Source organism: Buchananella hordeovulneris (assembly GCF_001907235.1).
Taxonomy (GTDB): Bacteria; Actinomycetota; Actinomycetes; order Actinomycetales; family Actinomycetaceae; genus Buchananella; species Buchananella hordeovulneris.
The window spans coordinates 258,830-281,777 of sequence record NZ_MQVS01000002.1 but is presented as its reverse complement, the minus strand read 5'-3'; the positions used below and the strand labels follow the sequence as shown (position 1 = coordinate 281,777).

The 22,948-nt window shown below is 64.3% G+C and carries 22 protein-coding genes; 21 read left to right on the top strand and 1 reads right to left on the bottom strand.

Annotated elements, in window-relative coordinates; translation table 11 throughout:
- The first annotated feature begins 87 nt into the window (after positions 1 to 87).
- The 21 genes from thrS to BSZ40_RS03000 all read left to right on the top strand — a co-directional run bounded on the left by thrS (position 88) and on the right by BSZ40_RS03000 (position 22,433).
- A complete protein-coding gene (gene thrS / locus BSZ40_RS03100) occupies positions 88 to 2,070 on the top strand; it encodes a threonine--tRNA ligase (protein ID WP_187343205.1) in 1,983 nt (660 codons plus the stop codon).
- Complete coding sequence (locus BSZ40_RS03095; RefSeq protein ID WP_073823190.1) at positions 2,067 to 2,612, top strand: HIT family protein; 546 nt, start codon at positions 2,067 to 2,069, stop codon at positions 2,610 to 2,612. Before thrS ends, BSZ40_RS03095 begins: the two co-directional genes overlap by 4 nt.
- The gene (gene pgsA, locus BSZ40_RS03090; RefSeq protein WP_073823189.1) at positions 2,612 to 3,244 is read left to right on the top strand and encodes a phosphatidylinositol phosphate synthase; all 633 of its coding nucleotides are present in this window, start codon (positions 2,612 to 2,614) and stop codon (positions 3,242 to 3,244) included. Before BSZ40_RS03095 ends, pgsA begins: the two co-directional genes overlap by 1 nt.
- Before the next feature lie 2 nt (positions 3,245 to 3,246).
- Positions 3,247 to 4,191, top strand: coding sequence for a phosphatidylinositol mannoside acyltransferase (locus BSZ40_RS03085; RefSeq protein WP_073823188.1), 945 nt, complete (start codon positions 3,247 to 3,249; stop codon positions 4,189 to 4,191).
- Complete coding sequence (locus tag BSZ40_RS03080) at positions 4,188 to 5,366, top strand: glycosyltransferase family 4 protein (RefSeq protein WP_073823187.1); 1,179 nt, start codon at positions 4,188 to 4,190, stop codon at positions 5,364 to 5,366. Before BSZ40_RS03085 ends, BSZ40_RS03080 begins: the two co-directional genes overlap by 4 nt.
- A complete protein-coding gene (locus BSZ40_RS03075) occupies positions 5,363 to 5,914 on the top strand; it encodes a hypothetical protein (RefSeq protein ID WP_073823185.1) in 552 nt (183 codons plus the stop codon). The genes BSZ40_RS03080 and BSZ40_RS03075 overlap by 4 nt, the downstream gene beginning before the upstream one ends.
- Positions 5,915 to 5,916: 2 nt before the next feature.
- A complete protein-coding gene (locus tag BSZ40_RS03070) occupies positions 5,917 to 7,104 on the top strand; it encodes a PrsW family intramembrane metalloprotease (RefSeq protein ID WP_084542574.1) in 1,188 nt (395 codons plus the stop codon).
- Between the two features lie 86 nt (positions 7,105 to 7,190).
- Positions 7,191 to 8,273 carry a PASTA domain-containing protein gene (locus BSZ40_RS03065; protein WP_084542573.1) on the top strand — a complete coding sequence of 361 codons (1,083 nt, stop codon included), beginning with the start codon at positions 7,191 to 7,193 and terminating at the stop codon, positions 8,271 to 8,273.
- Positions 8,270 to 10,723, top strand: coding sequence for a VWA domain-containing protein (locus BSZ40_RS03060; protein ID WP_084542572.1), 2,454 nt, complete (start codon positions 8,270 to 8,272; stop codon positions 10,721 to 10,723). The genes BSZ40_RS03065 and BSZ40_RS03060 overlap by 4 nt, the downstream gene beginning before the upstream one ends.
- Before the next feature lie 36 nt (positions 10,724 to 10,759).
- Positions 10,760 to 11,656 (top strand): pyridoxal 5'-phosphate synthase lyase subunit PdxS, encoded by an 897-nt coding sequence (pdxS, locus tag BSZ40_RS03055; RefSeq protein ID WP_073823179.1) that lies wholly within the window; start codon positions 10,760 to 10,762, stop codon positions 11,654 to 11,656.
- On the top strand, positions 11,650 to 12,303 hold the full coding sequence (locus BSZ40_RS03050) for an NUDIX hydrolase (RefSeq protein ID WP_245793793.1): 654 nt from the start codon (positions 11,650 to 11,652) through the stop codon (positions 12,301 to 12,303). Before pdxS ends, BSZ40_RS03050 begins: the two co-directional genes overlap by 7 nt.
- 38 nt (positions 12,304 to 12,341) lie before the next feature.
- Positions 12,342 to 12,965 carry a pyridoxal 5'-phosphate synthase glutaminase subunit PdxT gene (gene pdxT, locus BSZ40_RS03045; RefSeq protein ID WP_073823177.1) on the top strand — a complete coding sequence of 208 codons (624 nt, stop codon included), beginning with the start codon at positions 12,342 to 12,344 and terminating at the stop codon, positions 12,963 to 12,965.
- A gap of 53 nt (positions 12,966 to 13,018) precedes the next feature.
- Positions 13,019 to 13,777 (top strand): YebC/PmpR family DNA-binding transcriptional regulator, encoded by a 759-nt coding sequence (locus BSZ40_RS03040; protein WP_073823175.1) that lies wholly within the window; start codon positions 13,019 to 13,021, stop codon positions 13,775 to 13,777.
- A gap of 2 nt (positions 13,778 to 13,779) precedes the next feature.
- Entirely contained in the window at positions 13,780 to 14,412 is a 633-nt protein-coding gene (gene ruvC / locus BSZ40_RS03035; protein ID WP_073823173.1) for a crossover junction endodeoxyribonuclease RuvC, read from the top strand.
- A gap of 30 nt (positions 14,413 to 14,442) precedes the next feature.
- Positions 14,443 to 15,045: a Holliday junction branch migration protein RuvA gene (gene ruvA / locus BSZ40_RS03030; RefSeq protein WP_073823171.1), complete on the top strand. Its 603-nt coding sequence runs from the start codon at positions 14,443 to 14,445 to the stop codon at positions 15,043 to 15,045.
- Entirely contained in the window at positions 15,038 to 16,075 is a 1,038-nt protein-coding gene (gene ruvB, locus BSZ40_RS03025; RefSeq protein WP_245793791.1) for a Holliday junction branch migration DNA helicase RuvB, read from the top strand. The genes ruvA and ruvB overlap by 8 nt, the downstream gene beginning before the upstream one ends.
- Before the next feature lie 9 nt (positions 16,076 to 16,084).
- Complete coding sequence (locus tag BSZ40_RS03020; RefSeq protein ID WP_245793789.1) at positions 16,085 to 16,483, top strand: preprotein translocase subunit YajC; 399 nt, start codon at positions 16,085 to 16,087, stop codon at positions 16,481 to 16,483.
- Between the two features lie 24 nt (positions 16,484 to 16,507).
- Positions 16,508 to 18,223 carry a protein translocase subunit SecD gene (gene secD / locus BSZ40_RS03015; RefSeq protein ID WP_073823167.1) on the top strand — a complete coding sequence of 572 codons (1,716 nt, stop codon included), beginning with the start codon at positions 16,508 to 16,510 and terminating at the stop codon, positions 18,221 to 18,223.
- Positions 18,223 to 19,434, top strand: coding sequence for a protein translocase subunit SecF (gene secF, locus BSZ40_RS03010; protein WP_073823165.1), 1,212 nt, complete (start codon positions 18,223 to 18,225; stop codon positions 19,432 to 19,434). Before secD ends, secF begins: the two co-directional genes overlap by 1 nt.
- On the top strand, positions 19,431 to 19,982 hold the full coding sequence (locus BSZ40_RS03005) for an adenine phosphoribosyltransferase (RefSeq protein WP_425425635.1): 552 nt from the start codon (positions 19,431 to 19,433) through the stop codon (positions 19,980 to 19,982). The genes secF and BSZ40_RS03005 overlap by 4 nt, the downstream gene beginning before the upstream one ends.
- Positions 19,983 to 20,084: 102 nt before the next feature.
- Positions 20,085 to 22,433: a RelA/SpoT family protein gene (locus BSZ40_RS03000; RefSeq protein WP_073823163.1), complete on the top strand. Its 2,349-nt coding sequence runs from the start codon at positions 20,085 to 20,087 to the stop codon at positions 22,431 to 22,433.
- On the opposite strand, the gene BSZ40_RS02995 is transcribed toward BSZ40_RS03000, so the two are convergent.
- Positions 22,430 to 22,942 carry a hypothetical protein gene (locus tag BSZ40_RS02995; protein ID WP_073823161.1) on the bottom strand — a complete coding sequence of 171 codons (513 nt, stop codon included), beginning with the start codon at positions 22,940 to 22,942 and terminating at the stop codon, positions 22,430 to 22,432. The genes BSZ40_RS03000 and BSZ40_RS02995 overlap by 4 nt on opposite strands.
- Positions 22,943 to 22,948: the final 6 nt, after the last annotated feature.

Below are 22,948 nucleotides of genomic sequence, written 5' to 3'. Positions count from 1 at the left end.
GTCCCAGAGGAAACGCGCGGTAACGCAGGGCGGGAGCTAGCATTAGCCCTGCTGATCTATCCCGAAAAGGAGACTGAAGTGTCCGAGATGAACCTCGTCGTTGCCGGTGTACCTACTGCCGTGGCGGTGGGCACGACGGGGACGGACCTCTTCGCTGAGCGTAGCGACGTGGTGGCGGTGCGGGTCGATGGCCAGCCCTGGGACCTGGCGCGCCCACTGCCCGCCGGGGCACAGGTCGAGCCGATCCTGGCCACCGAGTCGGACGGGCTGGACATCATCCGGCACAGTGCCACCCACGTGTTGGCGCAGGCCGTGCAGCAGGTCTTCCCCGACGTCAATCTCGGGGTCGGGCCCTACATCACCGACGGCTTCTACTATGACTTTGGCAACATTGACCCCGTTACCCCGGAGCTGCTGAAGGACCTGCACAAGCGCATGGTCCGCATCGTCAAGGAGGGGCAGACCTTCCGGCGCCGCGTGGTTAGCGAGGAGGAGGCCCGCAGTGAACTGGCCGACCAGCCCTACAAGCTGGAACTAATCGACTCCAAGGGGTCGGGGGCTGATGGCGCCAGCGTTGAGGTAGGTGGCGGCGAGCTGACCATCTACGACAACGTGCGCCGCAACGGCGAAGTGGCCTGGAAGGATCTGTGCCGCGGTCCGCACGTGCCCAGCACCAAGATTCTGGCGGGGGTCTTCGCGCTGACCAAGGCCTCGGCGGCGTACTGGAAGGGAGACCAGGCCAACGATGCATTGCAGCGCATCTACGGCACCGCTTGGGCCAGTAAAGAAGACCTAGTCGCCTACCAGGAGCGCATCGCCGAAGCCGAGAAGCGTGATCACCGCCGCCTGGGGGCCGAGCTCGACCTCTTCTCCTTCCCGGAGGAGATTGGCTCGGGCCTGCCAGTCTTCCACCCTAAGGGGGCGCTGGTGAAGATGGAGATGGAGCAATACTCGCGCCGCCGCCACCTTCAGGCTGGTTACTCGTTCGTCTCCACCCCGCACGTGACCAAGGCCGATCTGTTTAAGACCTCCGGGCACCTGGACTGGTACGCCGAGGGAATGTACCCGGCCATGCGGGTAGATAGGGAGGTGGCCGACGACGGCACCGTGGTGCGGGAGGGGCACGACTACTACCTCAAGCCCATGAACTGCCCCATGCACAACCTGATCTTCGCCTCCCGGGGGCGTTCCTACCGCGAGCTGCCGCTGCGCCTGTTCGAGTTCGGAACCGTCTACCGGTACGAGAAGTCCGGCGTCGTGCACGGCTTGACCCGCGCCCGCGGCTTCACCCAGGACGACGCCCACATCTACTGCACCCGCGAGCAGATGAAGGAAGAGCTGACGACGCTGCTGACCTTCGTGCTCGACCTGCTGAAGGACTACGGATTGGATGACTTCTACCTGGAGCTATCCACCAAGAACCCCACCAAGTTTGTGGGCGATGACGCCACCTGGGAGGAGGCCACCCGCACCCTGGAGGAGGTGGCGACGGCCTCGGGACTGACGCTGGTGCCCGACCCAGAGGGCGCAGCCTTCTATGGACCGAAGATCTCGGTGCAGGCCAAGGATGCCATCGGCCGCACCTGGCAGATGTCGACCATTCAGTTGGACTTTAACCTGCCCGAGCGTTTCGACCTGGAGTACACCGCGGCCGACGGCTCCCGGCAGCGGCCCGTCATGATCCACCGGGCCCTGTTCGGCTCCATCGAGCGCTTCTTCGGGGTGTTGACCGAGCACTACGCGGGTGCCTTCCCGGCATGGTTGGCGCCGGTGCAGGTGTTGGCCATCCCGGTGGCCGAGCCGTTCGAGGGGTACGTCAACGAGGTAGTGGCCCAGTTGCGGGCCCGCGGCATCCGCGCCGAAGCCGACCTGTCGGCCGACCGCTTCGGCAAGAAGATTCGCAACGCGGCCAAGGAAAAGGTGCCCTTTGTCCTCATTGCGGGTGGCGACGATGTCGAGGCTGGAGCCGTGTCTTTCCGCTTCCGGGGCGGCCAGCAGGAAAACGGCGTGCCGGTGGCTGCGGCCATTGAGCGGATAGTCGCCGCTGTCGAGAAACGAGAAGCGGTGTGAACCAAGTAGTAGACCCGACCGAGCTTGGGGGCGTGCCCGACGGCTACGAACGCTTATGGACTCCCCACCGCATGGCCTACATCCAGGGGGAGAACAAGCCCGTCGACGCTTCGGACCAGGCCTGCCCGTTTTGCGCCATGGCGCCCCGCAGCGACGACGAGGCCCTCATCGTGGCCCGGGGCGAGCACTGCTTCGTAGTGCTCAACCTCTACCCCTACAACTCGGGCCACCTGCTGGTCGTGCCGTGGCGCCACGTCGCCGACTACACCGACCTCACGCTGGCTGAGCGGGAGGAATTGGCGACCATGACGCAGCAGGCCATGCGGGTTAGCCGCGCGGTTTCTCAGCCGGCAGGTTTCAACATTGGCATGAACCAGGGGGAGGTGGCAGGCGCCGGGATCGCCGCCCACTTACATCAACACGTCGTGCCGCGGTGGTGGGGAGATGCGAACTTCCTGCCCATCATTGCGCGCACCAAGGCCTTGCCCGAGCTGTTGGCCGACACCCGGCGGCGGCTCGCCGCTGCCTGGAAGGAGCACTGATGCTGGGCACGCACGGGCGCGGCTTTACCCGCGCGCTTTTTACCGCTCCGGCGCGTCAACTGGCCAAACTGGGCGTCAGCCCGGATGTGATCACCTGGTCCGGCACCGTCGTGACCTGCGCCTTGGCATTGTGGCTGATCCCGACCGGGCACATCATCATCGCCCCGCCCGTGCTGGGGCTGGTCACGCTCCTGGACTCTTTGGACGGGACGTTGGCACGGCTGACAGGCAAGTCGTCCCAGTGGGGCGCCTTTCTCGACTCGACCCTGGACCGGATAGCCGACGGGGCGGTGTTCGTGGCATTGACCCTCTACAGCCTGTGGCACATCCCGGGGGCGGTGGGGGCGTGGGCCACCACCGTCTGCCTGGCGAGCACAGTGCTCGGCGGTGTGGTTCCCTACGCGCGGGCGCGAGCCGAGGCGATTGGGGCCACTGCTGCGGTGGGGCTGACAGAGCGCACCGATAGGCTCATTATCTCCCTGGTGGCTCTCTTCGCCGTCGGCGTGGGCGCCCCCGCCTGGGTGTTCGCTGCCGCCATGACGTTCCTGTGCCTGGCGGCGGCGATAACCATTGGGCAACGGATGGCCACCGTCTACCGGCAGGTCGCCGGTCAGCCGCTGGGGGAGGGCTAGGCGTGAGCTTGCTGGCCGCGGCCCTAAAGTATTGCCCGCTGCTACCCGAGTCGGTACTGCGCGGGCTGTTCGCCGTTGGCGCGCACGCTGCCGTGACCGCGCACCAGCTCGGCTTTGGCCCGCGCGGTATCCGCCAGCTTGAGAAAAACCTGCAACGAGTGGCGCCGCTGACGTCACCGCGGGCCCGGCGCTCCCGCACCCGGCGAGCCTTCGGACACTACATGCGCTACTACGCCGAAACCTTCAAGGTGCCGGGGCTCACGGGCAGTCAAATAGATGCCCGCATGCGCTTGGAGGGTGATACCCAGATATTTGCCGACATTCAGGACCAATCGGTCATCCTCGCATTAACCCACTCCGGCAACTGGGATCTGGCCGGAGCCTGGGCGGCCCGCAACCTGCAACCGGTCCTGACCGTGGCGGAACGCATCCAGCCCGCCGACGCTTTTGCTGCCTACCTGGAACTGCGCCAAAAACTGCAAATGACCATCCTGCCGGTCTCGCGGGACGACAAGCCTTTCCCGCAGTTGGTCCGCCTGGCGCGGCGGGAACTGCACCTCGTACCCCTGCTGGCGGATAGGGACTTGTCCGCCTCCGGTCTCTTGCTACCCTTTGCAGGCCACGAAGCCCTGTTCGCGGCGGGCCCTGCTGCGCTGGCCCTGGCCACCAAGCTGCCGTTGTATGTTGGCTCCATCCGGCACGTACGTTTGTCCGGGCACCGCCGCCGGGCGGCGGGCAGCAAGTGGGGCGTGGTGATCGACGTGCAGGGCCCCTTGACCACGCCGCTGCGGGGACCGGAAGGGGTGGAGGACCTCACTCGGCAATGGACAGCCTGGTTTGCGGCCTGGTTGGCGGACCACAGCGAACACTGGCACATGCTCCAACCCGTCTTCGTCGAAGATCTTGATCCGACCCGGTTAGCCAAACGACGGCAGGTAGTACCGTGAAGATCGGCATCGTCTGTCCCTACTCCTTCGAGGTGCCCGGCGGCGTGCAGTTCCACGTGCGCGACCTCGCCGAGGAACTAGGCAAGCGCGGCCACACGGTCTCCGTGTTGGCGCCCGTGGATGATGCAACGGAGAGCTATCCGTGGTTGGTCGACGCTGGCCGTTCGGTGGCGGTGCCCTACAACGGTTCGGTGGCCCGCCTGAACTTCGGCGTGCGCGCCACCCGTGCGGTGAACCGGTGGCTGGAGCAGGGCGACTTCGATATCGTCCACATCCACGAGCCCATTACTCCCTCCATTGGGATCCTCGCTTTGCGGGCCGTTACTGGTCCCGTGGTCGGCACTTTCCACACCGCGATGGACACCTCCCGGGCCCGCCAGCTCGCCACCCCGCTGGTGGCGCCCCTCATGGAGAAATTCGGGGCCCGCATAGCCGTCTCGGCCGAGGCCCGGCGGACCCTCATCCAGTACCAGGGTGGTGATGCCGCCATCGTTCCCAACGGTGTCGTCGTCGACGATTTCGCTTCCGCGGCGCTGCTGCCGGCCTGGCAAGGAACCCCGCAGCGCCCCGTGGTGGCGTTTCTCGGGCGGTTGGACGAGCCACGCAAGGGTCTGGCGGTGTTGGCCGGGGCCATCGAACCGGTCTTGCGCACTCACCCCACCACCCGCTTCCTCATCGCCGGGCGCGGCCAGGCCAGCGAGATTCGGGCTGCGCTGGGCCGCTGGGGCGACAACGTGGAGTTCCTGGGGGGGATAACTGATGCCGAGAAGGCCGCCCTTTTGAAGGGGGCAGATCTCTACATTGCCCCGCAAACTGGTGGCGAGTCTTTCGGCATCGTGCTGGTAGAGGCCATGGCGGCAGGCACGCTAGTGGTGGCTTCTGACATTGCAGCTTTCAGCGCCGTGCTCGGTGATGGCCGCTACGGTCTGCTTTTCTCCACCGGCGACAGCGCCGCCCTGGCGCGCCAGATTCAGGCCGCCCTCACTGATCGCCCCGGGAGCGCCAAGCTGGCGGCCGCCGGGCAGGTAGCCGCCGGGCAATACGACTGGTCGGTGGTCACCACCAAGGTTCTAGACGTCTATGAGCTGGCCATCCAGGCCCACCAAACTCCCGTGGCGCCCGCTGAGCGGGATGCCACCCTGGTCGGCCGCCTGCGCTCCCGGAGGCAGCGATGACCCCATGGATCGGCGCACTGGCGTTCGTGCTGGTTGTTGTTGCCTGGCGGCTGATCTCTGTAGCGCGCCGAGTTGATCGCCAACACGTTAAGGTCCTCGGCTTGCGGGCGACGTTGGAGGTAGCTTTGCTGCGGCGCGCGCAGGCGGCCAATGATCTGGCCACCTCCCAGCTGCTCGACTCGGCCTCGTCCCTGCTGCTGACGGCGGCCGCTGCTGACTGTTTTGCGGCAGCCGAAGCAGCGGAAGGGCTGCCAGGCCGGAGTGCCGCCGGTCCTGATCGCTCCACCGTAGAGTCCGAATTGTCCGCGGTCCTCGCGGAGGTGCTTGACAGTGAGACCCGCCGTTCGCTGGCAAATAGCCTGGCAGGCCAACGATTAGTCGAGCAGTTGGATAAGAGCTGCTACCGGTTGACCCTGGCCCGCCAGTTTCATAACGACGCGGTCGCGGAGGTGAGGCTCTTACGGTCTCGGGCGTGGGTGCGTGCGTTCCGGTTGGCGGGCCGCGCCCAACTCCCTGAACCCTTTGACATGAACGAGGAAGGTAGGTAGGCGTGCACCACGGTTACCGCCCCGCGCCCCATCTGCGGCCGGCGCAGCACGCTGCGCCCGCCGCCCCCGGCATGCCGATCCCCAACTGGGGCGCGCCCGCAGTAGGCGCCATCCTGCGCCCCGGCGGGGTGCTGGGAGTCTTCGAAGTGGTGGTCGGGATAGTGGCTTTCCTCGCCATGCTGGGGGCCGTCGGCATCGTGCAGTCCAGCACCAACATCTCCCTGCTGGTGCCCACCGTCTTGGCACTCATTCCCTTGTTGGTGGTTTTGCGGGTAGTTAACTGGGTCGATAGGTGGGAACCAGAACCCCGCAGTCTGCTTATAGTGACCTTCGCCTGGGGGGCCGGGGTGGCCGTGCTCGTCTCCCTGTTTCTCAACACGGCGGTCGCCATTTCCGTGGCCGAGAGTACCGGTAGTCGCACTGAGGGGGAGTTTGTCTCGGCGGTCATCTCGGCTCCGATTGTGGAGGAAGCGGCCAAAGGCTTCATCCTGTTACTGCTGCTGTGGCTCCGGCGCGGCGCGATCGGCGGGCCCGTGGATGGCGTGGTCTACGCGTGTACCACCGCGGCAGGTTTTGCCTTCATGGAAAACATTGCCTATTTCGTGCGGTATAACGAACAGCTGGGTGAGGTTTTCGTGCTGCGCGCACTGCTTTCCCCCTTCATTCACCTAGTTTTTACCTCGATGACGGGCATAGCTATTGGGTTTGCGGCTGCCCACTGTTCCCGGAGCGCCTGGGTGCGGATCGCCCCCGTCGGCTACGTGCTGGCAGTCAGCCTGCACGCGGCGTGGAACTACTCGGCAACAATCTCCACCGGCATGCTATTGGTCACCCAAGTCCCGATTCTGCTGATCCTGCTGGGGCTTATTCATTGGCTGCAAAACCGGGAGATGGAAGTTGTCGCGCAGCAGCTGCAAACGTACGTGCGGGCCGGGTGGGTTGCTCCCTGGGAAGTGGCACTCACCACCTCGGCGCCCCATCGCCGGGCCGCCTCCGCGTGGGCGCGTTTGCACGGAAAGCGCGTCGCCCAGGAGCTGGGGGAGTTTCGCGCCAACCTCATCAATTTGGCCTTGTTGAGTCGAACGGCAAACAGCGGCCAGATTCCCGCCAACTTCCGAGACATGGAATCAAAATACTTGGCGACGGTGGCGGCCAAGCGGGACATACTGGCCGCCGTGCGGCAGCGGTAGTTTCCAGTACCTACGGAGCTGTCTAACATTCCCAAAAGTGGCTGACTGCAATAGACTGTTGGTGTCCTAGCCTCCCAGGAGCCACAATGAGCAAAGAAGCTACCGGTCCTATCTCCATCCCTCTTGCTAAACCGTCCTCGTTGCCATTGCAATTACCGCCTCCGAACACCTCTCGTCCGACAGGCAAGTCTCGCAAATCACGTTCGCTGCGGGCAGTGGCGCTAGGGTTAACAGTCTGTGGATTGGTTGGTATCGGATTTGTGGCCGGGTGGGAAGCCAACATTCGCTTCGGCCCGCAGGCGGAGCGTACCGAACCGCAAATCGTTGAGGTTCCTGCTCTCCAGGAGCAAGCTGACTTACTGATGCCTGACGTACGTGGATTGTCCCTGGCGGAAGCGAAGCAGGTTATGGCAGACCTTCAACTCGATCCTGCAGGTATTAAGCTCACCGAGCAGGAGTGGGCGGGGGAGCCGGGGGTGGTGATTGCCCAGGATCCGGTGGTGGGTGAGAAGAGTAAGCCTGTGGTGCACTTGACGGTAGCACGATCGGCCGTGGTGGGTAACTACGTTGGTTTGCCCCAGGAAGAGGTAGTCGAGGCGTTGCATGCCCTTGGTAGCGACGCTGTTATAAAATTCGCTTTCGACCTCACGCAACGGTCAGGAACGGTGCTGGCAGTTGAGCCAGCGCCGGGGGAACCGCTCCCACCGTTGGTGGAAGTAACTGTCGCACAGGCAGGTTCCTCAGCCGCTTTGCACACATTGCAGACAGCGGAGGTCACGGGCAGTCGTAGTGACTGCCGCAAATCTGAAGTTACAATTGAAGGCAGGGGCTATCCTGACGCTCTTCGTTGCAGCACTGCTAGAGAGGGAGAGCCCACCAGCACCGTATGGTTAGTGGGGAAACACGGTAGTGTCTTGTCCGCGGGTGTCGGCTTAGCAGATACAGGCAAAGCTGACAGTACGGCCCGGGTGCAGGTGTTGGCTGATGGGAAAGAAGTTGCGGCTCTCGACGTATCGTATGGCAAACTAGCGCCGGTCAGTGTAGATATATCTGGTGTCTTGCGACTGGAAATAGTGACATCGTCCGCTACGGGGGCTGATGTCTATCTAACGGATGCAATCGTAAAGGGCACCGATAGTGACATCGATCAGCTGGTGACGGAAAAATGACGCGCGTTTGGCAGCGGCGAGCGGTTCTCGGGCTGCTGGTGGGGGCCCTGAGCTTGAACGGTCTAGCCGCGTTGGCTGCCCCAACTCCCACCCCTTCCCCTGAGATTCCATCTGCTGTCGCAGGAACTGCTCGCAGCTCAGGTGAGCCGCTCGTAATCGTCTTCGATATTTCCGGTTCGATGAACGACAAGGATGGGCAGGGGAAAAATAAGCTGGATGCAGCTAAGGCCGCGATGACAGACCTGCTGCGAAACAGCAACAGTGCGGTCAGTCTATGGACATACCCCGGTGGACTTACTGATGAGTCTGGCTGTAGTCCAGGAGGATGGTACGGGGGGCTTCATCCTGCCAACAATCCGGACCCAACTGATGTTGACGCCTCTATTAGAGTGCTCACTGCTAACGGAGACACTCCAACTGGACCTGCGCTCCAACAGGTAGGGGAGGAATTGCAGAAAGCTGGGCACAGATCGGCCACGATTCTGCTCGTCTCCGATGGCGAATCAAACTGTGGCCCACCGCCCTGTGAAATAGCGCGCCAGTTGGTGTCGACCGGTTTTGATGTGCGTATTCCTACCGTCGGTTTTGATATTTCTGCCCAAGGGCGGGAGGAGCTGGAATGTGTTGCCTCGGTTACCGAGGCTCAATACGTAGATGCGGCGGATACAGAAGCGCTGCGAACCGAGATTGGTCGCTATCAGGCTGCCACATTAGAGCTTGAGGTCAAAGGGCCGACAAAGATAGTAGCTGGACGGGCTGCCACCTTGACTGCCGTGGTTACCAACCCTAGCAATGTGGCTGTCAGTGCGGGGCAGGTCTCCTTGTTGCTCGTGGGACACGATAACAGGCGGATCGTACCCACTATTTTGGCGCCCCGGCGGCGGCTGCCAGCCCTCGCTCCCGGGCAGAGCAGGGAGCTTACCTGGACTATGTCCACAGCGCCGCAACAAACCGGGACGGTGGAGTGGCGAGTGGTGGCCAGTGCTCCGACGAGCCGAGCGGTAGTCAGTGACGGGACATTCAAGGTTGTGAACAGTGGGTTAGCAATTGGCGACGCTGGAAAGATTCTGCGACAGCCCGCCGGAGTGACTGTGGTGCTGGGTGACTCCTTCTCCTCCGGCGAGGGGATAGGTAAATACGAAGACGAGTTGCACGCTTGTCATCGCTCACCGCAGGCTTACGGCATGTTGCTCGGGGGGCAGGGCGCGCAGATGGTGGCTTGCTCAGGTGCCACGACAAAAGAAGTTACTGCATCCCCGCAGCACGATACGCCGCCGCAGCTAACTGCGCTGGATGCGTTGCCGCAGGTGCCCGGACTTGCGTATATTACGGTTGGGGGAAATGATATTGGGTTCGCCAATATTGTAAAGGGCTGTATGATGGGGGACTGCGTTGCCGATGGCCAAAAGGTAACGGATGCCTTTGTTGATGCAAAAGAGGCGAAGGGTATGCTCGTTGATACGTACCTGCAGGTGCTCGACGAGATAAACTCCGCAGATAAGGTGTCCGCCCGTAAAGGCAAGCTGGCACCGCTGATTGTTTCCCCTTATCCTGATATGTTATGGGGAGCTAATCGGGGAGCGTGCATGTCGCCGGTGGCGGGCACTGATTTAGGATTTTCTGCTAAAGAGCTCACATTTGGAAAGCAGTTACTTGGGTTGCTGAATGGTTCGGCCCGCAAAGCAGTCGAAGAGCTGCAGGGGCGAGGGTATCCCATATATTTTGCCGAAGATGTGGTGGACTTCGCGCAACCGTTGCACACTATTTGTGATAAGAGTCCCTATTTTGTGCCCATCGCAGCACTAGACGCCATACGCAGGTACGCCGATGACGTTACCTTCGCGAACGCTCACCGGCTTAATGAGCTTGCTCATCCGAATCAAGACGGCCACTACGCCTGGGCTGAAGCGATCGTGGCCTGGTCGCAGCGCGTGGAGCCGCAGCTGCCCGTCTCTTACCCCGAGCGGCGATCCAATAGTGGTTTAGGTGCGTTATTGAAAAAAATCTTTGGGTGGAGCGCGCCAAGCGAAGTTGTGGTACGCCACGACTTGTCAACTTCAGCTGGTGCTGAGCCCAGCGAGATGGAAATTACAGCGAAGGCGGGCGACAAAATCCAGCTTGATCTCAGGGGATTGGCCCCTAACAGCCGCATTGTCGTCCGGGTTCATTCGCATCCGGTGACCCTAGGCAGCTTGGAGGCCGATGCGGAGGGACAAGTCCGGGGGCAGGTGAATCTACCCCCGGAGCTGTTGCCTGGTGAGCATCGGCTGGTCATCCTTGGATCGGCAAGTGACTGGGCCTTCAAACGGGTCGAAATGCCGTTGCAAGTTGGTGCACCCGTGAACCTTACCCGCCTGCTCTTGTTGGTGCTGAGCCTTGGGGCCCTGCTGGCGGGTGGAGTGTTGCAGGTGTCTGCCAGGCGCCGAGGGCAAGCGGCACGCAAAAGGTAAGATGACAAGTCCCAGATACCTCTAGCGGAGTGCAAAGTGAACAACATTGAGCCCCAAGTCGGGACGGACCGCGTCAAGCGCGGCATGGCGGACATGCTGAAGGGTGGCGTCATCATGGATGTCGTCACCCCCGAACAGGCCAAGATCGCCGAGGATGCCGGGGCGGTGGCCGTCATGGCCCTGGAGCGGGTGCCGGCAGACATCCGCGCCCAGGGTGGGGTCTCGCGCATGAGCGACCCCGACATGATTGCCGGCATTATCGACGCTGTGTCGATCCCGGTGATGGCCAAAGCTCGCATCGGACACTTCGTTGAGGCCCAGGTTTTGCAGTCGCTGGGTGTCGACTACATCGACGAGTCCGAGGTGCTCACCCCGGCCGACTACACCAACCACATCAACAAGTGGGACTTTACGGTGCCGTTCGTCTGCGGGGCGACGAATCTGGGGGAGGCGCTGCGGCGCATCAACGAAGGAGCGGCCATGATCCGTTCCAAGGGTGAGGCCGGTACCGGCGACGTCTCCAATGCCGTGACCCACATGCGCACCATTCGGGCCGAGATTAACCGCCTGCGTTCCATGGCCCCCGACGAACTGTACGTGGCAGCCAAGGAACTGGCCGCGCCGTACGCCTTGGTAGCCGAGGTCGCCGCCACTGGCAAGCTGCCGGTTGTGCTGTTCACCGCGGGGGGCATCGCCACCCCCGCTGATGCCGCCATGATGATGCAGCTGGGGGCCGACGGGGTCTTCGTCGGCTCCGGCATCTTCAAGTCTGGGGACCCTGCCAAACGCGCAGCGGCCATCGTCAAGGCCACCACGTTCTTCGACGACCCGGCGGTCATCGCCGACGTCTCGCGCGGCCTCGGTGAGGCCATGGTGGGCATCAACGTTGACGACATCCCGGTGCCCCACCGGTTAGCCGAGCGCGGATGGTAGCTTCACCACACCACCCGGCGGGGGCCAGCGAGCAGGCGGCCCCCGCCGGGCGGTTTACGGAGCCAGCGGCCGAGGGGCAGCCCCCCGCCCGAGACTGCCTCGCAGCGCGCTTGCAACGCCAGCAACTGTCCGCCGAGTGGGTGCCCGACGCCGACGGGGTGCCGTCTCGGCGGGCGGCACGAGTAGTGGTGTTCGACGAAGACGGGCGGGTGCTGCTGGCGCGCGGACATGACGCGGTGCGCCCCGAGCGCACCTGGTGGTTCACTATCGGCGGCGGCATCGAGGTAGGGGAGAGCCCCCGGGCCGCGGCGGCGCGGGAACTACGGGAGGAAGTCGGCATCGTCGTCCCTCCCGTGCACTTGGTGGGACCAGTGCTCACGCGTTCCAGCGAATTCGTTTTTGCCACCATCACGGTACGGCAGGACGAGGTTTTCTACCTCTACCACCTATCCTCCTCTGCCCCGCGGCAGGCCGCCAACTGGACGGAGCTCGAGCGGCAAGTCGTTGATGAGGTGGCTTGGCTGAGCGTGGCGCAGCTGCGGGCCAGCAGCCATACTTGTTATCCCCGGCAGCTTCCTGACCTCCTGGAGGTTTGGCAGGCGGGCTGGGATGGTTCTTGCCCCCACGTGGTTGAACTCGGGCAGTAGTGCCAGTCCACCACCCACACAGACGATCAAGAGGCAAAGTGACTGCAAACATTGGGGTACTAGCCCTGCAAGGTGACTTTCGGGAACACGCCCGCATGCTCGGTCAGCTTGGCGCGCATGTGCGCCTGGTGCGGCGGCCGACGGAACTGGCGGGCCTGGACGGCATCGTGCTGCCGGGCGGCGAGTCGACCACGATCGGCAAGTTGCTGGTGACCTGCCAGCTACTGGAGCCGCTGCGTGCCGCCCTGCGCGACGGCTTGCCCGCCTACGGCAGCTGCGCCGGCATGATCCTGCTGGCGGATCGGGTGCTCGACGGGGTGGCAGGCCAGCCCACCCTGGGAGGGCTGGACGCAACCGTGCGCCGCAACTCGTTCGGTCGGCAAATCGATTCGGCGGAGGCGTGGCTGGCTGCTCCCGCTCTCCGGGCCGACCCAGCGGCCGGGCAGGAACCGCTCCACGCCGTGTTTATCCGGGCCCCGTGGGTGGAGGAGTACGGGCCGACGGTACAGGTGCTGGCCGCCGTCGAAACCCCCCGAGGCAGGCGGGCTGTGGCCGTCCGCCAGGGGCACCTGCTGGCTACCTCGTTTCATCCGGAGGTCAGTGACGACACCCGGGTGCACGAGGCCTTCCTGCGGCTAGTCGCTGAGGTGCACGGCACGTAGCGTTACAATCTGCGCGGAAATTACTTATGGATTCTCTCGGAAGGCAGGCTTAGATGTCCGGTCACTCTAAATGGGCCACCACGAAGCACAAGAAGGCGGTCATCGACGCCAAGCGCGGCAAGCTCTTCGCCCGCCTGATCAAGAACATTGAGGTTGCGGCCCGCACCGGTGGCGGGGACCCAGCAGGCAACCCGACGCTCTACGACGCCATCCAGAAGGCCAAGAAGTCCTCCGTGCCCGCAGACAACATCGAGCGCGCAGTCAAGCGCGGCTCGGGGGCCGAAGCCGGGGGCGCGGACTGGGAGACCATCATGTACGAGGGCTATGGCCCTGGTGGCATCGCGGTGCTGGTGGAGTGCCTGACCGACAACCGTAATCGCGCCGCCTCTGATGTGCGGGTCGCCTTTTCCCGGAACGGTGGCTCGCTGGCCGATCCCGGCAGTGTCTCCTACCTCTTTTCCCGCAAGGGCGTGGTCGTCGTGCCCGCCGCCGAGGGGGTGGATGAGGACCGCATTATGGAAATCGTGCTCGAGGCCGGGGCAGAGGATGTGACGAACCAGGGTGAGGTCTTCGAGATCGTCTCCGGCCCGTCCGAGGTCGTGGCGGTGCGCACCGCGCTGCAGGACGCCGGGGTCGAGTACGACTCGGCCGAAGTGCAGTGGGTGCCCGCCACCGAAGTTGAGGTCGACGTGGAGGGAGCCCGCAAGATCATGCGCCTCATCGACGCGCTTGAGGACAGCGACGATGTGCAAAACGTCTTCGCCAACTTCTCCGCCACCGACGAGGTGATGGCCGCCCTCGACGAGGAGTAGGGTTGCGGGTTTTAGGTGTCGACCCCGGGCTCACCCGCTGTGGGCTCGGGGTCGTCGACGTCGATGCGCGGCGGCGGGCCACCCTGGTGGAGGTCGGGGTGGTGCGCTCCGATCCGCACCTGGCCGCGCACTTCCGGCTCCTTGCCATCGAACGCGGCATCGAGGAGTGGATTGAACGCTTAGCCCCTGAGGTGGTGGCGGTGGAAAGGGTTTTTGCCCAAGACAACCTGCGTTCGATCACCGGTACCTCCCAGGTGGCGGGTATCGCGATGCTCGCCGCGGCGCGCCGCGGCCTACCGCTAGCCCTGCACACCCCCAGTGAGGTCAAGGCGGCCGTTACGGGTTCCGGGCGGGCGGGCAAGGCCCAGGTGCAGGCCATGGTGACCTCCATTCTGCGGCTACCGGGCCCGCCGCGGCCAGCCGACGCTGCCGACGCCTTGGCCCTGGCCATCTGTCACGGGTGGCGGGGGACCGGTATTGAGGGCACTGGTAGCGACGGGACCGTGAATATCACCCATTCCGGGGCGGTGCGCGCCCGCACTGCGCTGACCCCCGCCCAAGAGCGGTGGGCGGCCGCCGCGGCGGCGGCGCGCCGAACAGGGGCAGTCGATCCACGGCGCCGTCGCCCGCGCTAGAATCGCACACATGTTCGAAAGGCCTACTTCATGATTGCCTGGCTGGCGGGCACCGTTTGCGCGGTGGGATTGGACCACGCCGTGGTCATGGTCGGCGGGGTAGGGCTGACGGTGCGCGCCACTCCCACCACGCTGGCGGCTTTGCGGGTGGGCGAGTCAGCTGAGTTGGCCACCTCGCTGGTCGTGCGGGAAGACTCCTTGACCCTGTATGGCTTCGCGGATGCTGACGAACGCAACATTTTTGAGGCCATGCAGTCAGTTAGCGGCATCGGCCCGCGTATCGCGCTGGCCATGCTCGCGGTGCATACCCCGGACGCCTTGCGGCGTGCGGTGGCCACCGAGGACCTCTCCGCCTTGACCCGGGTACCGGGCGTGGGCAAGAAATCTGCCCAACGCATCGTGCTGGAACTGGCCAACAAGCTGGGGGCCCCGGCCCAGGCCGACGCGCCGAGCGCCCCGATCGGCAACCTGGAAACGGAGGAGCAGCTGGTGGCAGCCCTGACCGGCTTAGGCTGGCCAACCGGTCCCGCTCAACAAGCCGCCCAGGCCGCGGTGGCAGCGCAACCGGCTGCCGACGTCGCCACCCTGTTGCGCGCTGCCCTGCAGAGCTTGGGGAGTGCCCGCCGTGGATGAGTTTCGGGTGGTGGCGCCCGACGCCGACGAATTAGAACGGGCCGCCGAGGCGGCCCTGCGGCCCAAGCGCCTGGACGAATTTGTCGGGCAGGAGACGGTGCGCCGCCAACTCGGGTTGGTGCTGGCCGCTGCGCGCGCCCGCGGGGCTAGCCCAGACCACGTCCTGCTCTCCGGTCCGCCCGGCTTGGGCAAGACCACGTTGGCGATGATCGTGGCGGCCGAAACCGGCGGCGCACTCAGGTTAACTTCTGGACCGGCCATCGCCCACGCGGGCGACCTCGCCGCCATCTTGTCCGCCCTCCAGGAAAACGACGTCCTCTTCATCGACGAGATTCACCGGCTGGCCCGGACCGCTGAGGAGATGCTGTACCTGGCGATGGAGGATCGGCGGGTGGATGTGGTGGTTGGCAAAGGTCCGGGGGCCACCTCAATCCCGCTGACGCTGCCACCGTTCACGGCGGTGGGCGCCACCACCCGGGCCGGGCTGTTGCCCGCGCCTTTGCGGGACCGCTTCGGATTCACCGGGCACCTGGATTACTACTCGCCGGCAGAACTGACCCAGGTCCTGGCCCGCTCCGCCCGACTACTCGGGGTCAGCCTGACGGCGGACGCCGCCGCTGAGCTAGCAAAGCGCTCCCGCGGCACCCCGCGCGTGACGAACCGGCTGCTGCGGCGGGTGGTCGATTTTGCGCAGATACACGGCACCGGCGTCTGCGACCTGCCCGCTACCCTGGGGGCGCTCGAACTTTTCGAGGTCGACACCCTCGGGCTGGACCGGCTGGACCGGGCGGTACTGCACGCCCTGTGCACCCGGTTTGCGGGCACCCCGGTGGGCCTTACCACCCTGGCGGTCAGCGTCGGCGAGGAACCGGAGACCGTGGAGACTGTGGCCGAACCCTACTTAGTGCGCGAAGGGCTGATCGTGCGCACCCCGCGCGGTCGCACGGCCACCGCTGCCGCCTACCGGCACCTCGGCCTCGCCGCGCCGCCCACCAGTCCGGGAGCCTGGCCGCAACTGGACTTGAACTAGACTGGTCCGGTGCCCACCCGGGGCGCCACGACCACTAGGGAGAACATTTTGGATCCGCTCCTACTCTTGTTGGTGATGCTGTTGCCGCTACTGCTTTTGTCGATCTTCGGCAAGAGAAGTCAGGCGCGGCGCCAGGCGGAACTGGACGCGTCGTTGACCCCCGGTGTGTGGGTGATGACAATGTCCGGTTTCTACGGCAAACTCGTGGAAATTGACGGCAAAACGGTCACGCTTGAGTCGCCTTCGGGGGACGAAACTTTGTGGTCCCGCCGGGCGATAGACCGAGTGCAGAATCCGCCGTTCGCCAATGCGCTGCTCGACGAGGAGGCTGAGGCGGCGACCGACGAGCAGGCCGCGCTCGACGATACGCCCGAGACCTCCGAGTCGAACGACGAGCGTCAACCCTAATCCCTCAAACCAGAATCGCATCTCATGCCCAACACATCTTCGCGGGCAGGCGCCGTGCGCCCATCCCGCCCCGAGCCGCGCCCAGGGCGCGCCTTGGTGCTTTTTTGCATCACCTTGCTGGCCCTGGCAGGCATCCTCGGCGTCGGCAAGTGGCGTTCCGACGCCGACTTCACCCCGGACCTCGCCCTCGACCTGCAGGGCGGCACGCAGCTGATCCTCACCCCCAAGTCGACGGACGGTTCTGCGGTTACGGAATCCGACGTCGAGCAGGCCATTAGCGTCATCCGCAAACGGGTGGACGCCTCCGGTGTCAGTGAGGCTGAAATCACCAGCCAGGGGGGCTCCAACGTTGTGGTAGCGCTGGCAGGCACTCCCAGCCAGGAAACCTTGGACCTGGTCCGGACATCGGCTGTCCTGACTTTCCGCCCCGTGCTGGCCATCGGCGCCCCGCAAGCGCAAGCGGCCCCCGGGGCCGGCGGCCCAAGTGCGACGGCCACGCCGAGTCCGTCACCTGCCCCGACCGAGCTGTCTGACGAGCCGACAGCCAAACCGACCGATCCTTCCGACCCGGCGTGGATTACCGACAAGGTGGCAGCGGATTTCGCGGCACTGGACTGCACCCAGGTGGCTAATCTGAAGGGTTTCGGGGACGCCGATCCGCAACGTGCCTTGGCCACCTGCGCGGTGGACGGACGCGAAAAGTACATCCTCGGCCCGGTCGAGATCGAGGGGGTGCGCATCCAAAGCGCCTCCTCGGGGATGGGGCAAGACAATCTCGGCAACCCCAATGGCGAGTGGCAGGTGGGGCTGGAGTTCGACTCCGAGGGGACCGACCAGTTCCTCGCCATCAGTCAGCGGCTCGTGCAGCTGCGGGCTTCAGACCCGGTACGTAACCGTTTCGGCATCGTGCTAGACGGCCTGGTTATCTCCGCGCCGTCCATGAATGATGTCATTCCCAGCGGCCAGGCCTCCATCTCCGGCAACTTCACCGCCCAGAGTGCGGCCACCCTCGCCAACCAGCTGAACTTCGGCGCGCTGCCCCTGAACTTTGAGGTCCAGTCCGAGGAGCAGATTTCGGCCACCCTCGGCTCGGAGCAGCTGTCTAAGTCGATCCTCTTCGGCCTGGTCGGCTTAGGGCTTGTGGTGCTCTACCTGCTGCTGCAATACCGGGGCCTGGCAATCGTGGCCACGGGTTCGCTGGTGGCCGCCGCCGTCCTGACCTATTTGCTGATCACGTTGTTCTCCTGGCTGCTGGGTTACCGCCTGTCGCTGCCGGGCGTGGCGGGGCTGATCGTGGCGGTCGGGGTGACAGCGGACTCCTTCATCGTGTACTTCGAACGCATCCGCGACGAGATTCGCGACGGCTACGACATTCCGCAGGCCGTGAACGTGGCCTGGAAGCGGGCCAAACGAACGATTGTTATTTCGGACTTCATCAACATCATTGCCGCCAGTGTGCTGTACGTGCTGGCCGTTGGGGGAGTGCGAGGCTTTGCCTTCACACTTGGGCTGACCACCTTCATCGACCTGCTGGTCGTCTTTGGGTTCACTCACCCGCTGATGACACTGTTCATGAAGTTTGACTTCTTCCGGTCCGGCCACCGGTTGTCCGGTATTAACCCGAAACTGCTGGGCAGCAAAGCCCCGGTTTACACGGGGCGGGGAACAACCCGCAGCCCCGGGATTGCGCGTCGCAAGGCGCAAGCAGAAGCCGCGGCAGCCGAGAAGGAGGCGGAGTAATGTTTTCTTATGAGCAGTGGGGTAACGAGCTATACCGCGGGGAGCGGACCTACCAGATAGTTGGCAATCGCCGTTGGTATATGGGCATCGGCCTGGCCCTCATGACTGCTATGGCCTTGGTCATCGCCGTCCTCGGCTTCAGCCTCGGTATCGAGTTCCGTGGGGGCTCCCAGTTCACCGTCTCGGGGGCGAGCAACACCAGCCAATCTGCCGCCTACGACGTGCTCGGTGCCGTCGGTAAAGCGGAGGGAGCCCGGGTGTCCAATGTGGGGCAGGACTCGCTGCGGATCCAAAGCTCCACCCTCAGTGATGCGCAGACCCGGCAGGTGCGGCAAGAACTAGCCAAGGCCTACCAGGTGGAAGAAAGCCAGGTAGCCTCCAGCTTCGTGGGGCCATCGTGGGGAAAGGAAGTGTCGGCCAAAGCCCTGCAGGGGCTGATTGCCTTCCTGGTCTTGGTCGGACTAGTCATGGCCGTCTACTTCCGCCGGTGGACAATGTCTGTGGCGGCACTTTTCGCGCTGCTGCACGACATTCTCATCACCATGGGAGTTTTTGCGCTAACGCGCGTAGAGGTTACCCCGGCCACCGTAATTGGCTTCCTAACCATCCTCGGCTACTCGCTCTACGACACGGTGGTGGTTTTCGACAAAGTCCGGGAGAACACCCGGGGATATGCGGGGCAGCAGCAACACACCTACGGGGAACTGGTCAACCTCGCCGCCAATCAGACCATGGTGCGGTCGATCAACACTTCGATCGTCGCCGTCTTGCCGGTGGCCTCGATTCTGTTCCTAGGCATCCTGCTGTTGGGCAGCGGGACGTTAACCGATATCGCCTTGGCGCTCTTCGTGGGCATGATCGTGGGGACCTTCTCGTCGATCTTTATTGCCTCGCCGGTGCTGGTGGCGCTGGAGGAATGGCGGCGGGGTCCGGTGCGCAGCCACAGTGAGGCAGTGTGGAGGTCTCGTGGTTCGCGGCAGCCGCAGCCGGTGCATGCCACCGCGGTGCCACGCGACGATGTCCGCCCCGTTAAGCGCGAGCGCAAGCGCGACGTGACTGTGGAAAGTGAGCCGGAGGACCTTTGGGGTCCGGTGCGGTCGCGCCCCCGACGAGACGAGACAGAGACTGCCCCCACCCCCGCCCCGGCGGTACCCGGCGGACACCGGGGGCAGGCAGCCCAGCCGAAGAAACGAAAGCGGAGGAACCGATGAGCCTGATGATTCGCCCGAAGGTGCGCGCCGAGCTGGCCGAGCTGGTTCAATCCCACCTGCGAGAGATTCCAGACTTTCCCGAGCCGGGGGTGCTGTTCCGGGATATCACGCCACTGCTGGCCGACGGCCCGGCCTTCCGGCGCCTGATTACGTTGTTGGCCCGCCTGGTGGGCGACGACGTCGATGCGGTGGCGGGCCTGGAGTCGCGCGGTTTCATTTTGGCCGCTCCGCTGGCCACCACCCTGGAGGTCGGCATGCTGACCGTGCGCAAGGCGGGCAAGCTGCCGGGACCCGTAATCGGGGTGGAATATTCGCTGGAGTACGGTACGGCGAAGGTTGAGTTGCGGCCGGAGACTGTGGCACCCGGGGACCGCGTGCTGATCATTGACGATGTCCTGGCCACCGGTGGCACTGCCCGAGCGGCCATCGAGCTGGTGGAGCAGGCCGGCGGGGTGGTTGCCGGGGTGTTGGTGCTGTTGGAATTGTTGGAGTTGGAGGGCCGTAGCAAGCTCACCGGTTACGACGTGCAGTCGATCGTCCAGTTCTGAGCTGACAGCGAGGCGGGGCCGCGCGTGAGCGCGGCCCCGCCTTCCGTGTTCGCTGCGCAAAACTGCGTCAAGAGGTGCGCTTGGCAGCGCTACAATTCGAAAATGGCTGATGTGCGTGACATGTCCCGGCATCGTGGACGGGGCCGGAGCTGGTTGGAGACATTCGGGCTAGGGTCTTCAACCAAGTCGGTGGTGCCCGTCGCCTCCACGCCTGCCCTGGTGCCTATCGCCAACGCGGTAGCGGAACACAGTGATGGCAGCCCGATCGACTTCGCGCTGATCGAGCGCGCCTATCAGGTAGCGGAGAAAGCCCACCGCGGGCAATTTCGGAAAAGCGGGGAACCGTATATCACGCACCCGGTGGCGGTGGCCACGATTTTGGCGGGCATCGGGCTGACTCCGATCACGATTGCCGCCGCGTTGTTGCATGACACCGTGGAGGACACGGACTACTCGCTGGAACAGTTGCGAACGGATTTCGGTGACGAGATCGCACTGCTGGTAGACGGGGTGACGAAGCTCGACAAGGTCGAGTTCGGGCAGGCAGCCAAGGGCGAGACGGTGCGCAAGATGGTCATCGCGATGGCCAAGGACATTCGGGTCCTCATGATCAAACTGGGGGACCGGCTCCACAATGCACGGACGTGGAAGTACATGGAGGCGGGCCGGGCCAAAGCCAAGGCCGAAGAGACTTTAGAAATTTACGCCCCCCTGGCGCACCGGTTTGGGATGAACGCCATCAAATGGGAGCTGGAGGACCTATCCTTCAAACAGCTCTACCCAGGACGCTACGAGGAAATTGAAGATCTCGTGAAGCGACGGGCCCCAGAGCGGGAGGCCTACCTGGAGCAGCTATCGTCGCGGATTAAGGAGCAGTTGACCGCCCTCGGTATCACCGGCGTGGTGACCGGCCGCCCGAAGCACTATTACTCGATCTATCAGAAGATGGTGGTGCGGGGCCGCGAGTTCGATGACATCTATGATTTGGTGGCGCTGCGGGTCTTGGTCGATACCGTGGGGGAGTGTTACGCCGTACTGGGCAAGCTGCACGAAGCGTGGAAGCCGGTGACGGGGCGATTCAAGGACTACATCGCCCTGCCGAAGTACGGGGTCTACCAATCATTGCACACGACGGTGATCGGGCCAGAGGGCAAACCGGTAGAAATCCAAATCCGGACGCACGAGATGCATCGGCGGGCCGAATACGGCGTTGCCGCGCACTGGAAATACAAGGCGAATCCGACGGCAGCCAAGCGGGAGGCGCTGCGAACACAAAGCGGCAAGGCAGGGGACCTCCCCCCTGGAGCGTCGGAGATGACGTGGCTGAAAGGGCTCTTCGAATGGCAGCAGGAGACCGGCGACCCGAACGAGTTCCTGGACTCGCTGCGATACGAGATGAGCGGCAACGAGGTCTATGTCTTTACACCGCAAGGTGACGTGATCGCCCTGCCGCGGCAATCCACTCCCGTGGACTTTGCGTACGCGGTGCATACCGAGGTGGGGCATCGCACCGTCGGGGCCAAGATAAACGGCCGCCTAGTGTCCCTCGACACACAGGTGGATAACGGTGACACTGTTGAGGTCATTACCTCTAAGGCCCAGGACGCCGGTCCCAACGAGGACTGGCTGGCGTTCGTGGCCTCCCCGCGGGCGCGTTCGAAGATCAAATCCTGGTTCACCAAGGAACGGCGTGAAGACGCCATCGAGGAGGGAAAGAACAGGGTCGCGAAGATGCTGCGGCGGCAGAACTTGCCGATTCAGCGGTTGATGACCCACCACTCGCTCCTGGCGGTTGCGCAGGAGATGGGCTATCCCGACGTGTCGGGGCTGTATGCAGCCATTGGCGAATCGCATGTTTCCGCTGAGTCGATCACCACCAAGCTGATGGCGATCCTGGGTGGTGATGCGGGCACGGAAGAGACCCTAGCCGAGGCGACGGTTCCGCGGCCCCGTAAGCGTCACGGTTCCAAAGCCGGGGCAGGCATCATCATCGAGAACATGAAACCGGGGGAAATGTGGACGAAGATCGCCCAATGCTGTACTCCGGCGCCCGGTGATCCGATCTGCGGCTTCATTACACGGGGCAACGGCATATCCATCCACCACGCGGATTGCGAGAATATTGAGGCGTTGGCCAACCAACCCGAGCGTTTGGTGCAGGCCCGGTGGGACTTGGAGCGCCCAGGTGGCTTCATTGTGCAGGTAGTCGTGGAAGCGTTGGACCGGGCGGGCCTGCTGAACGACATTACCCGCAGCTTGCTGGAGAACCGCGTCGACATAGTGAGCGCCTCCTTCACCGCCGAAGACGATCAAATCGCCATCGGCCGTCTGGCGTTCGAGGTCGGGGATCAGTCCCACCTGGAGCATGTGCTGAAGGTAATGCGCAAGGTTCCCGGCGTCTACGACGTGCGTCGCGCTTTCGCGGGGCGGCGGGAAGCCGACGAGAGTTAGAGTTCCGCCAGCAGCCTGTCGAGACGCTGCAGGCCGAGGTAGGCCGGGCGACGACCCCGCAGGGCCTGGCGGGCCTGCGTGCGGCAGGCAGCGGGTCCCTGCTCGGCCACACAGCTAACAGCCAGGGCGCGGGCCCAGGAGGTGGCCTCCAACCCCGCCACACATAGGTCGGCTAGCGTCTGCAGGGGAGTGGTGCAGCGCCCGTACGGGCCCGGGATAATCCCACTGGTGGGCACTCGCCACTTATGCAGGTATGCCTGCGGTGGTCTGCCATCGGTGCTGCTAAGGACGTGGAGTGGAAAGGGGCTGCCGTAGCCAGTTAGTGCCCACCCGGCGGTGCCGAGGACGGCGACCGCGTTGCCCACTAGCTGCTGCAAAGCCTGCATGCGAATGCTGCCCGAGCCGAGGAGGTCCAACGGCAGGGCGTGTTGGGGGCCGATAGGGATGGCCACACCGTCGCGAATCGCACCGTGGGCGGCGCTACCGTGCAGGAGGGGAGCAAAGTGCATGGACTC